9 protein-coding genes are annotated in these 12,363 nt (G+C 56.4%); 6 read left to right on the top strand and 3 right to left on the bottom strand.

The window, feature by feature from the left end; genetic code table 11:
• Positions 1-2 precede the first annotated feature (2 nt).
• The 3 genes from NSQ24_RS06000 to NSQ24_RS05990 form a co-directional block, all read right to left on the bottom strand.
• A complete protein-coding gene (locus NSQ24_RS06000) occupies positions 3-797 on the bottom strand; it encodes an ABC-2 family transporter protein (protein ID WP_024984691.1) in 795 nt (264 codons plus the stop codon).
• Positions 790-1,800 (bottom strand): ATP-binding cassette domain-containing protein, encoded by a 1,011-nt coding sequence (locus NSQ24_RS05995; RefSeq protein ID WP_339167431.1) that lies wholly within the window; start codon positions 1,798-1,800, stop codon positions 790-792. Before NSQ24_RS05995 ends, NSQ24_RS06000 begins: the two co-directional genes overlap by 8 nt.
• Before the next feature lie 105 nt (positions 1,801-1,905).
• Complete coding sequence (locus NSQ24_RS05990) at positions 1,906-2,790, bottom strand: PP2C family serine/threonine-protein phosphatase (protein WP_024984692.1); 885 nt, start codon at positions 2,788-2,790, stop codon at positions 1,906-1,908.
• A 198-nt stretch (positions 2,791-2,988) separates the two neighbouring features.
• Between NSQ24_RS05990 and NSQ24_RS05985 the strand changes: the two genes are divergently transcribed.
• From NSQ24_RS05985 to NSQ24_RS05960, 6 genes are all read left to right on the top strand, one after another.
• Positions 2,989-4,275: a glutamate-1-semialdehyde 2,1-aminomutase gene (locus NSQ24_RS05985; RefSeq protein WP_003391602.1), complete on the top strand. Its 1,287-nt coding sequence runs from the start codon at positions 2,989-2,991 to the stop codon at positions 4,273-4,275.
• A 242-nt stretch (positions 4,276-4,517) separates the two neighbouring features.
• Positions 4,518-4,658, top strand: a complete 141-nt coding sequence (locus NSQ24_RS05980) for a hypothetical protein (RefSeq protein ID WP_170208403.1) — start codon at positions 4,518-4,520, stop codon at positions 4,656-4,658.
• A gap of 257 nt (positions 4,659-4,915) precedes the next feature.
• Entirely contained in the window at positions 4,916-9,460 is a 4,545-nt protein-coding gene (locus NSQ24_RS05975) for a glutamate synthase-related protein (protein WP_122958748.1), read from the top strand.
• Between the two features lie 368 nt (positions 9,461-9,828).
• Entirely contained in the window at positions 9,829-10,512 is a 684-nt protein-coding gene (locus tag NSQ24_RS05970; protein WP_024984694.1) for a zinc metallopeptidase, read from the top strand.
• Between the two features lie 140 nt (positions 10,513-10,652).
• Positions 10,653-11,483: a pyrroline-5-carboxylate reductase dimerization domain-containing protein gene (locus NSQ24_RS05965; protein WP_243014983.1), complete on the top strand. Its 831-nt coding sequence runs from the start codon at positions 10,653-10,655 to the stop codon at positions 11,481-11,483.
• A complete protein-coding gene (locus NSQ24_RS05960) occupies positions 11,483-12,343 on the top strand; it encodes an NAD(P)-dependent oxidoreductase (RefSeq protein WP_172920241.1) in 861 nt (286 codons plus the stop codon). Before NSQ24_RS05965 ends, NSQ24_RS05960 begins: the two co-directional genes overlap by 1 nt.
• The last annotated feature ends 20 nt before the right edge of the window (positions 12,344-12,363 follow it).

Below are 12,363 nucleotides of genomic sequence, written 5' to 3'. Positions count from 1 at the left end.
TCTTATCCTCCCTGCACGACCAGCTTGGTCTGGGCTCTGCGCCACAAGACGAAGATCGGGATGAGAATGACCGCGACCCAAATCGCCTGGAATCCGATCATTTGCCACGCGCGGGACGCCGGTATAGCCCCGGTGAAGATGACGCTGGGATAATAGTTGATCGCCTGAAACGGCAGATATCCCATCAGCGTCTGGGCCCAGCCGGGGAAAAAGCTGATCGGCAGCACCAGGCCGGAAAGAAGGTCGACGACTACCCGCTTGGCCCGCATCATCCCGTCATTGCGGAAGAGGAAAAAGGTAACGAGACCGGTCAACAGATTCAACTGCGTGTTGATGACAAACGCGAACATCAGGCTGAGCAGATACATGCCCCACGCTTCGGGCGTGCTCGGGAATTGAAACGGAATGAACAGGCTGATCAGGAAAATGCCCGGCGCGGCGAAAAACAGCATGCGGAAAATCCCTTCGCCGAATGCCTGCGCCGTCTTGACCGAGAGATAATTGTAGGGGCGGATCATCTCGATCGCCACTTTTCCCTCCCGGACCTCCTGCGCCATCTCCATGTCGATGTTATTGAAATAAAACGCCCGCGACATCCAGGCGATGGCGACATACGCCGTCATCTGCTCTACCGAAAGACCGCCGAGCTGCTGCTGTCCGCCGTAAATCGCCCCCCAGAGGAAGTAGTACGCCCCGATGTTGATCGCGTAGATGATGATGCCGCTGTAGTAGTTGACGCGATACGCCAGCAAGGTCAGAAAGCGGATGCGGATCAGTTCCAGGTAAAGCTTACCCATGGCTGACTACCTCGCTGTCTGTAGAGTAGATATTGCGGACGATGTCCTCCGTGCTCGCTTCCATAATTTTGACGTCGCTGATGTCAAACGAGGCCATCACGGTGGACAGGACGAACGGCAGCATTTCCTGGCTGCGCGACACTTTTACGCGCAAAGCAAAGTCGTTTTCCCGAATGATCTCACAGGGCAGCTCGCCGAGGACAGTCCGCAGCTCTTCGGCTGACGTCCGCTTTTTGAACTGAAAGGCCACTTCCGTCCCATTTCCCCATTTTTCCTTCAGGTTTTCGAGCAGCCCGTCAAAAATAAGCTTGCCTTTGTCCATGACCAGCACTCTTTTGCACAGCGCTTCGATGTCGGTCACATCATGTGTGGTCAACAGAATCGTCATATGCTCGGTATCGTTTAAATTTCGCAAAAACTCGCGAATCTTTTGCTTTACGAGTACGTCCAGACCGACCGTAGGTTCATCCAGAAACAGCAGGCGAGGCTTGTGGATCAGCGCCGCCGCCACCTCACAGCGCATCCGCTGGCCGAGGCTCAGCTTGCGTACAGGCTGGCTGACGAACGAACCGATGTCGAGCTCCTCGATCAAACGGTCGAGCCAGCGCTGTCCTTCATGCTCTTCGACCTTGTAGACGCTTTTCAGCAGACGGAAGGACTCCAGCGGGGACAGGTCCCACCAAAGCTGCGAGCGCTGGCCAAACACGACGCCGATGGAGCGCACGTAGTCCTCCCGCTGTTTTTGCGGGATAAAGCCGTTGATGACGATCTCCCCGCCGCTCGGGTTCAGGATGCCCGTCAGCATTTTGATCGTGGTCGACTTCCCTGCCCCATTTTCTCCGATCAGGGCGAACATTTCCCCTTCTTCTACGGAAAAGGACAGGTCGTCGACCGCTTTGACCGTCTTGTATTCCCTGCTGAACAGGTCGCGAAACGCGCCTCCCAGACCGGCGCGGGCTTGATGAATGCGAAACTCCTTTTGCAAATGGTTGACTTGAATCATGATTAACCGCCCTTTTGTCGCTTTTGAGTAGGATTCCACTGCTTAGTGTATATGAGCAGGCTGATTTCTGCAAAAATCAATGTGCTGCCAACTGCAACCTTCAATCTAAAGCCTTGGAAGACCATACGGCTCAGTCGCAGGCTCGTTCTCGGGAAGGCAAATGACGACACCGGTTTTGTCATCGGCAGGCTTGAACCGCGGGTAGGCGATGCACTCCGGATCGCTTTTCTCCAACTGGACCAGTTCATCTGTATACGCCTGCAGCCCTTTTTCCAGGATGGGACAGACCGTTTTCTCCCAACCGATGCTCCCTTCTCCGCGCGCGGCCGGCCAGAACAGTCCATCTGTCAGCAGGAGCACTGCCTTCAGGCCGATCCGGTTGATCCTCCCGTACTCCAGAAAGTCTCCGCTGAGCGGCTCGCCGTTCAGCACGCCGTATCCTCCCGGCGTATTTGCCTGATAGCGGTTGTGAACGAGGATGTCGCGAACGCTTTCAATCAGTTCAGCCCTTGTGCTTAAGCCTTGGCGAATGCCTTCTTCCCACTTTTCCATCGCGGCTGCTTCCAGGTGATTTACCTGCAGATGAGTCAGGACGCGGATCGAATCGTCGGCATACACGGCAAAGATCATGCAGTCTCCCGTCTGGGCATAGTGAAGGTGTGTCCCATCGAGCTTCACTACGGCGGCGGCTGCACCCCACAAAGCTTCCTTTTGGCTCAAATCGATTTCTTCGGAGATCATATAATCCCGAAGGCGCTCGTTGGCTGCGAGCAGTACAGACGGCAAGTCGGCGTCTTTTCCGACAGCCGCCAGATGATCGTGAACGATCCGGGCCGCCATTGCCCCTCCACTCTGCCCGGTCCTGGTGACAAACGGCACCAAAGACGAAACTCCGTCAATCACGGCAAATATCTGCTGAGCCGTGTTTATCAAAAAACGATCCTCATTATTGCCGCTGTAACCGGGTATGGACAACGCTTCGACGTTCATTCGCCCTCTTCCCTTCCGCTCTTGTTTTTACAATCCGTCCAAGCCGGAACAAGTCGTTATCAAAGGCTGGCTTGGAAGCTGACAGGCTGAATTGTATCACTTTTCCAAATACGGTTCCAGCTGCAGCTCTGCCGATTACGCCAACCTTCAAGTGTGATAAGATGAGGATGGACTTATGGACGAAAAGAGGGAATGAACATGAACCGCGAAAAATCTGCCCGCCTGCATGAACAGGCGATGGACGTCATCCTCGGCGGGGTAAACAGCCCCTCCCGCTCTTTCAAAGCTGTCGGCGGCGGCGCTCCTGTCACGATGGAACGCGCGCAGGGAGCCTATTTTTGGGATGTCGACGGAAACCGCTACATAGATTACCTGGCTGCATACGGTCCGATCATCACGGGCCACGCCCACCCGCATATCACAAAAGCCATCTCGGAAGCGGCTGCAAACGGGACGCTGTACGGGACCCCTACTCCTTGGGAAATCAAATTTGCGACGATGATTCGCGAAGCCATCCCGTCGATGGAACGGATTCGCTTCAACAACTCCGGGACGGAAGCGGTGATGACCTGCATCCGCGTGGCTCGTGCCTATACAGGCAGAGTCAAGGTAATCAAGTTTGCCGGCTGCTATCACGGCCACTCCGATCTCGTGCTGGTCGCTGCGGGTTCCGGTCCATCCACACTGGGCATTCCCGACAGTGCGGGCATCCCGCAAAGCATCGCGAGCGAAGTGATTACCGTACCGTTCAACGACACGGAGGCGTTCAGAGAGGCGATCCGCGTCTGGGGAGCGGAGACGGCATGCGTGCTCGTCGAACCGATCGTCGGCAATTTCGGGATCGTCCCGCCGAAACCGGGCTTTTTGGAAAGCGTAAACGAGATCGCCCACGAGGCAGGTGCGCTCGTGGTTTACGATGAAGTGATCACGGCCTTCCGCTTCTGCTACGGCGGCGCGCAAAACCTGCTCGGCGTTGAGCCGGACTTGACGGCTCTGGGAAAAATCATCGGCGGCGGACTGCCTATCGGCGCTTACGGCGGGCGACGCGAGATCATGGAGCAGGTGGCACCGCTCGGCCCTGCTTACCAGGCCGGGACGATGGCCGGTAATCCTGCCTCGATACGCGCCGGTATCGCCTGCCTGGAGGTACTTAAGCAGCCAGGCGTATACGAGGAATTCGAACGCCTCGGAGCCTTGCTTGAGGCAGGAATTCGGAAATCGGCAGACGCCCACGGCATCAAGGTGCAGGTCAACCGCGTAAAAGGAGCGCTCGCCGTATACTTTACGGACCATCCGGTATATGACTACGATACGGCCCAGGCGGCAGATGGCGAACTGTTTGCCCGATTCTTCCGGCTCATGCTGGATGAAGGCATCTGCCTGGCACCATCCAAGTACGAAGCGTGGTTTGTCACGACCGCCCATACAGAAGCGGATATTCGGGACACGATCGCGGCTGTGGATCGCTCGTTTGCCAAGCTCTAAGATCGTAGATGTTGCTGTCGCAGCATGCGGTTCAACCCCGTATCATACAACGCAGCGGTGCCAGCGGGAATAGGCAGGTGCCGGAGAGAATAGCCCGATGCTTGCGGGAATAGCCCGGTACTTGCGAAATAGCCCGATCTTGGTTGTATAGGTCTCCTGCCGGGGAAGATTTTCCTGAACGAAAACCGCAGCTTCCTCCACATACTAAGCGGGACAGCATACCACCGCAGGAGGGATTTTACGTGTCCAAAGGGGAAAAAACCTACCCGCAAGCGCCGGAAAAAACGTTGGACCCCAAAATGAGCTCCAAGATGATGGAAGTCGTCGGCTTTCAAAATCCGCGAAAGACGGAGCACCACAAAACGCAAGACCACGACCGCTAGCATTTCATACCGCAACGCAAAAAGCATGCTCTGCCGCGGAGCATGCTTTTTTCCTTTTGAAAACGCTATATTCCATGAATAAAAATACATTTTTTATCGAGAAAAAACATTTTATTCTAATTAAAACGCTTACATTTACATGATTATCCAAACCCCGATTGTGTACTCCATTCATTCATGTTATTCTTAGCACTACTATTTTGAAGTTTCCGACTATTGGTAAAGGAGGTGGAGGGTCAGTTCGTCTGACCGCAACCATGAGAAACTACCTGCAAAGAGAAGCAATCGAAACGTTTCAAAACTATCACAGGATTGAGCACGATAGCTGCGGAATCATCTGTGTCATCGAAAAAGCGGGAGCCCCTACGCGAGCTAACGTGGATGAAACCATCCGGTCGCTGATTCAAATGGAGCATCGTTCCGGATTTATCGACGGGGAAGGAGACGGCTGCGGCATCCTGACGGACATCCCTCGTGCCCTCTGGTCCACATACCTCCATCAGGCAGGGCTGGACGGCGGTTTTGCCTACGACAAACGATTCGCAGTGGCCCATCTCTTCGTGCCTCAAGCCAGTCATGACCCTGAGGAGGTTCAAAGGCAGGTACGGCAGCTTTTCGCCGAGTATTCCATCGACATTATGCTTGAGCGGGTACAAGAGGTGGACTCTGCCGCTCTCGGGAAAAACGGCAAACGCGACGAACCGCTTTTCTGGCAATTGGCCTTGTCCTCCCAAGAGGAATTGACTGGCTACCCGTATGCCCAGCGGCTGTTTGAATTGCAGATCGCCATCGAGACGGCTCACCATGTTCATGTCGCTTCGCTCAGTCCGTACACTGCCGCGTACAAGGTAATGGGCGCCGCCTCCATCCTGCCCCGCTATTTCCGCGATCTGGCTGATGATCGCTTCGCGTCGTCCGTGACGATCGGACACAATCGCTACTCGACCAACACCCTGTCCAACTTCTTCCGTGTCCAGCCGTTTTCGCTGCTTGGCCACAACGGAGAGATCAACACCATCAGCAAGCTGGAGGAGGAGGCGCTCCTGCTCGGCGTTCCGCTCGTAGACGGTGGAAGCGATTCGCAAAATGTCAACCGGACAGTCGAAACCTTCATCCACCGTTATGAACTCAGCCTGTTTGAAGCGATGGAAATTGTCTTCCCTCCGATCCATCACGAAATGAAAAACCTGCCTGTCCATCTGCAGGACCTGTATGCCTATCTGCGCCAGGCCTGGGGACATTTTGCCCAAGGTCCGGCCGGCATCGTGTCGCGCTACGGAAATGAGTGCCTGTTCAGCGTCGACGCGCTTGGCCTGCGGCCGCTGTGGATGGTGGAAAGCGCAACCTCCTACTACTTCTCCTCGGAGCAGGGAGTCATCCCTGTCCACCAGATGACGGCCGAGCCGAAGTCCCTGGCCCCTGGCGAAAAGGTGGGCGTCCTTCTGCACCCGGATCGGGAAGCGGAAGTCGTGCCTCACCACAGCCTGCAGCAACTGGTCCATGACCGTTTCACGAGCAAGGTCAAGACGGATGGCTGGCGGCAGCATCTCTATTTCGCATATGAGGCAAATGCGCTCGTCTCCGAGCCGGATGCAGAACCCCCTGCCTCGTCGGTGTACAGCGCATTCGGCTGGGACCGGGAGCAAATCCAGTTGGTCGAGCAGATGTCTGCCAACGGCGTCGAGCCGATCCGTTCCCTCGGACATGACGGCCCCCTCGGAGCTCTGTCCAAGGAGCGGCAAAACCTGGCCGATTACCTCAAGGAGAGCGTTGCAGTCGTCACCAATCCGGCGATAGACCGCGACCGGGAAATGGAGCACTTCTCTACCCGCGTCGTCGTCGGCTCGCGCGTCCCGCTCTCGGCAAAGCCGGTTCCCGGATTGCGCCTGGAGCTGCCTTCTCCCGTACTGTTTGAAGGCCAGTCGCTGCAGGCCGCCGCTGCGCAGCAGGGCACCTTCTCCTTGGAGCAGGTCCTCCACTATTTGAATAACCACCCGTCCAGCATTTCGCTGGTGTCCACTTCTTTTTCCAAAGAGGAAGGGCTGGAAGGCGGTCTGAAGCGAATAAAGCAGACGGTTGTGCAAGCTGTGCAGGACGGTGCAGTGCTGGTCGTTCTGGACGATACGGAAACGCATCGCAGCGACAAGTTCTGGATCGATCCGCTGCTGGCGGTGGCAGCCTCTGACCAGGCGCTGAAAGCCGTTTTTCTCGAAGACGGAGACAATTTGCGCCGCCGCGCCTCTCTCGTGCTGCGCTCCGGCTCGATCCGCTCGCTGCACGATCTCGCTCTGGCAGTCGGCTTCGGTGCGGACGCGGTGTCGCCGTATTTGATGTTCGCCACAGCCTTTGCCAAGGATGGGGTGACATCGGCAACAAACTTGTACAGCGCGTTGAACAAAGGGCTGGAAAAAGTAATTTCCACCATCGGCATTCACGAGCTGCGCGGATACGGACGATTGTTTTCTTCTATCGGTCTGCGCCAGGAGCTTGCTTCCGCCCTGTCCATCATCAATTTCTGCGGATCGGCCGAGTCGGGGCTTTCCTTTGCCGACCTGGAAGCGGACAGTATCCAGCGCTCGCGCGATTACGCAAGCGAGACGGCCCGTGAAGCCAAGACCTTCCACATCTTCCCGCGCCTGTGGAAGCTGATCGGACAGGTCGCGGCGGGAGACATTCCCTACGCCGACTACGCGCAAAAGCTGGAGGAAAACGAGCGGGAGAATCCGATCGCTATTCGCCATACAACCGACTTCGCCTTTGACAAGAACGCTCGACAGGAGCAGGGCAGGGTCGAAGCGGAACAGGTGGATCTCAGCGTAGGCAGCCATTCCCTGCCGTTCCTGATCTCCTCCATGTCCTTTGGTTCACAGAACGAGACGGCATTCCGCGCCTATGCCGAGGCAGCGGAACAACTGAATATGATCAGCATGAACGGGGAAGGCGGCGAGATCAAAGACATGCTCGGCCGCTACCGGAAAACACGCGGAATCCAGGTTGCTTCGGGCCGTTTCGGCATCAATATCGAGCTGGCAAATGCGGCAGACATCCTGGAGATCAAGATCGGCCAAGGCGCCAAGCCAGGCGAAGGGGGACACCTTCCCGGCTCCAAGGTAACAGCCAAAATCGCCGCTGCCCGCAATGCGACGATCGGCTCTGACTTGATCTCTCCGTCCAACAACCATGACATTTACTCCATCGAAGATTTGGCGCAGATGATCACCGAGCTGAAAACAGCCAATCACGAAGCAAAAGTATGCGTGAAAGTGCCAATCGTCCCCAATATCGGCACGATTGCCGTCGGGATCGCCAAAGCAGGTGCAGATTTCATCACGCTTTCCGGTTTTGACGGTGGTACGGGAGCGGCCCGCGTCCACGCCTTGCAGCACGTGGGACTCCCTGCGGAAATCGGCGTCAAAGCCGCTCACAACGCACTGCTGGAGGCGGGATTGCGCCACAAGGTGGAGCTGTGGGCGGACGGCGGCGTGAAAAGCGCCGCTGACGTCGTCAAGCTGATGCTGCTGGGGGCAAACCGCATCGGATTCGGCACACTGGCTATGATCGCAGTCGGCTGCACAACCTGCCGCGGCTGCCACCTCGATACATGCCATGTCGGGATCGCCACGCAGATTGACTCGCTCGAAGAAGCGCATGAAAAAGGTCTGCGCCGCTTTGTTCCCCGCCAGTTTGATATGGCGGTGGAGGGCCTGAAAAACTTCTTTACCCTGTTCGGCGAAGAGGTCCGGCGGATTACAGCCGCACTCGGCTTTAGCCGTACACAGGATCTGGTCGGACGCTCCGATCTATTGGTGCAAAGCCGTCTGCTGGAGAAGATCGACCTTTCGTCTTTGCTTGCGCTCCACCCGCAGTTTGGCACTGCCGAAAGCGTTGACGCGGAACAAGAGGAAAGCCGTGTGCTCGTAGCTGCCGGTGCCCACGCAGGAGAGGCGCAGGGGCGCTATTATCAGGCGGATAGGCCCATCCAGGAAACCTTCAGCAGCGTTCTCTCCGGGCAGCGGGTCCTCGGCAGCCGCTGGTCGGGGGCACGGGTGAAAGACCATCTGGACGGAAGCTATGCCTCCCTGCCGGAGGTGTCGCTTCACTTCACCCACGGCAGCGTTCCGGGCAACGGTCTGGCTGCCTACAATGCGCAGGGCGTCAACATCCGCGTCCAGGGCGGTGCACAGGACGGGGTAGGCAAAACCAGCTTTGGCGGCCGCGTCTCGATCCTCAAGGCAAAGGGATTGAACGGCGCTTACATCAACGGCTCAGTGGGCAAAAGCTTTTGCTACGGGGCACAAAAAGGGCTCTTTATCGTCCAGGGCAACGCCGACTCCCGCGCCTGCATCCGCCTTTCTGGCGCCGACGTGGTCTTTGGCGGCGAAATCACCCAGCCGATCAGCGACCAGCTTGGAGGCATCGGGGCTCGCGCCAACCTGAAAGGCTTTGCCTTTGAATACATGACAAACGGCCGTGCTGTGGTGCTCGGTGATCCAGGGCCGTGGATCTGCGCCGGGATGACCGGAGGCGTCGTCTACGTGCGGCTTCAGCCGGAGCTCGGCTTTGACCGCGACGCATTGGAGCGCCGAATCGCCAAAGGAGCCAAAGTGTTTTTGTATCAGCTCGACGACAAAGGGACGAGCGATGTTCAAGAGCTGCTTTCCGCTTACAAGGAAGAGCTGCTCGCTACCGAGCAATATGAAACAGCCAGCCGCATCCAAAAGCTGATCGAGAATCCGGCGGACAACTTCCTGATGATTTCGCCAAAGAAAGAGCAGGCCGATCCGTCTGTCTCGACCGAGTGACGCTCCGCCATACCCTTTATTCCCAACTCTTCCCCTGCCAGGGAGGAGTTTTTCTTTTTTGCACATATAAACGTCCATTTATATTGTCAAAGATAGTCAGAGATTGTACAATAGAAGGAAAGATGCGATCATGAACTGATCATGTCTTGCATGTTTCAAGGGTCAACAGCAATTTTCCGACAGTCAGGCAGCTAATGGCATTCGCCTCGGCCAGGGAAACACGCTCCCGGGAGAAGCAGGGATGTTTTGCACAGAAAAATGAAACTAGCGCCCGCCATAATCGTAGATGTAGGTAATGGGCACAATAGATGGATGCTTTTATTCATGGAAAAATTCATTATGAGAAAATGAGGAGTGATCACTTCATGCTGTTGTTTCACCCCATGGATTTCCTGATTTTCATTGCCTTTGGTCTTTCGCTGTGGGCCCAGTTCCGCGTGAAGGGGACCTTCAACCGCTTTGCGGATGTGCCCGCATCCTCTGGTCTGACTGGGGCCGAGGCTGCCCGCCGAATGCTGGACGAAAACGGCTTGACCAATGTCCCTGTCGAACACATTCCCGGTACGCTTACCGACCATTACGACCCGATTTCCCGTGTCGTTCGTCTGTCCGATCCGGTATATATGGGCAATTCGATTTCCGCTATCTCGGTCGCCTGCCACGAGGTAGGCCATGCGGTCCAACATAAGGTGTCCTATCCGATGCTGGTTGCCCGCCATCGCATTTTCCCTGTCGTCAACCTGGTATCCGGCGTTGCGCCTCTGCTGCTGTTGGCCGGCTTCTTTTTCAAGGCTGCCAATCTGCTGCTTCTGGGGATTTTGTTCTTCTCCGCAGCAGTAGCCTTCCAGCTGATCACACTGCCGGTGGAATTCAACGCCAGCAGCCGCGCGAAAACGATGATGGTGAAAATGGGCTTCATCCGCAACAACGAAGAAAGCGGCGTAAACAAGGTCCTCGGTGCCGCAGCCCTCACTTATGTGGCGGCAGCTCTGATCTCTGTGCTGGAACTGGTCAAGTACGTCATGATCTTTACCAACACGAGAGAGGAATAACCAGCGCTTTGACTTGACGCCTATGACGCGTTAGGCTTTGACCGTTGCGATCATTCACTCAAGGTACAGCTCCCTTTTTCGGGACTGTACCTTTTTCATTCCCGATTTGTTAGGATAGGATTGGAAGGAAGGGAAGCAAAATGGTCATCGGAATTATCGGATTAGGAAACATTGGGCAAATGCTCGTCAAAGGTCTGTCCAAGAGCCGGGTTGTCTCCCCCAGCGATATGATCGTCTTTAACCGCAGCCGGGATAAGGCCGCGGAATTGCAGCGGCTTTATCCGTTTGAGCTCGCCGCTACCGCCCAGGAGACAGCAGACAAGGCAGACATGCTGTTCATTTGTACCAAGCCTCTCGATGTGCTGCCCGTCCTGCGGGAGCTGACTCTCCCTGCAAGGCTGCATCTCGTCTCCGTAGCTGCCGGCGTCAGCCTGCAAGACCTGGAGACGGTACATAGCGGCCCTGTCAGCAAGGTAATCCCGACTGTCACCTCGGAAGAGCTCCGCGGGGTGTCCCTGTTTGCAAGCAACCGCCTGGTGAACGATACGCAGCGAGATAGCCTGCGGCTCCTGCTCGACGCACTCGGCACGGCTGAAGAGGTTTCCGAGGAAAGCATCGAGACCGCGACAATCCTGACAAGCAGCGCTCCCGGGCTGATCGCGGGCATACTGGAAGCCTTCGCACAAGCCGCGGTGAGGACATCCCCTGAGCTTGGGATTGATACCGCACGGCGGATGCTGACAGAAACACTGGCCGGCACCTCTCTGTTGCTGAAAGGCCAGGAGCTTGGATTTGACCAGCTCATTGAGAGAGTCGCTACAAAAGGCGGCATTACCGAGGAAGGTCTCGCTGTTTTGGGGCGGACGCTGCCGCAAGCTTTTGACGACCTTTTTGCAATGACAAGCGAGAAGCACGCCTTGTTAAAACAGAAAGTACAGGCACAAATTATCGATCGCAAAGGAGAACAGTGATGAAAGTCGGATGGATTGGACTTGGCAACATGGGCATTCCGATGGCGAGCAATCTGCTGGCGGCCGGGTATGACGTTTGTGTATGGAACCGGACTCCCGCAAAGGCAGAGCGGCTTGTGAGCCTTGGGGCTGTCATCGCCGAGTCGATGGAGAAATTAGTAGAGAATTGCGACATCATTTTTACGATGGTAAGTGACGACGATGCCGTTCGATCCATTTATACAGGAGCTGGCGGATTGCTGTCTGCCGCTGTCCGGGGCAAGCTGGCTGTGGACATGAGCACCGTTTCGCCGGAGACCTCCCGTTTTCTCGCACAGAAATGCCGGGAAGCCGGTCTGCGTTTTCTCGATGCACCCGTTTCCGGCAGTGTGGGGCCAGCAAAGGAAGGAAAGCTCGTCATCATGGCAGGAGGAGAGCAGCAGGATTTTGAGCAAGCGAAGCCTATGCTGGACAAGCTGGGAAAAACGGCTCTTCACCTCGGACCGAACGGAGCCGGAACCTCGGCCAAGCTGGCGATCAATCTGCTGCTTGGCATTACTGTGCAGGGCGTGGCGGAAACGCTGCTGTTCGCACGTGGAATGGGCATCACTACCGAACAGATGCTGACGATCATCTCCGAGAGCGCTGTCGGAACGCCGCTCATACGCGGGAAGGCCGCTTCCATTTTGGCCGATGACTATCCGGCTGCTTTCGCTTTGAAGCACATGGCCAAAGATTTGCGCCTGGCACGCGAAGCGGGAGTCTCTTCCCCTCTGGCAGAGTCTGTAGCAGCCAGCTACCGGACCGCACTGGAGGAAGGTATGGGGGATCTCGATCTGATGGCGATCCTCCGTTTTCTCGATCCGGAGAAAATCGAGTAGGAGGGGGCGACTAACCCCCG

Origin of the sequence: Brevibacillus sp. FSL L8-0520, assembly GCF_037963895.1 — a bacterium.
In the GTDB taxonomy this organism is placed as follows: Bacteria; Bacillota; Bacilli; order Brevibacillales; family Brevibacillaceae; genus Brevibacillus; species Brevibacillus borstelensis.
The sequence above is the reverse complement of the archived record's forward strand: the minus strand, read 5'-3'. Positions and strand labels throughout refer to the sequence as shown.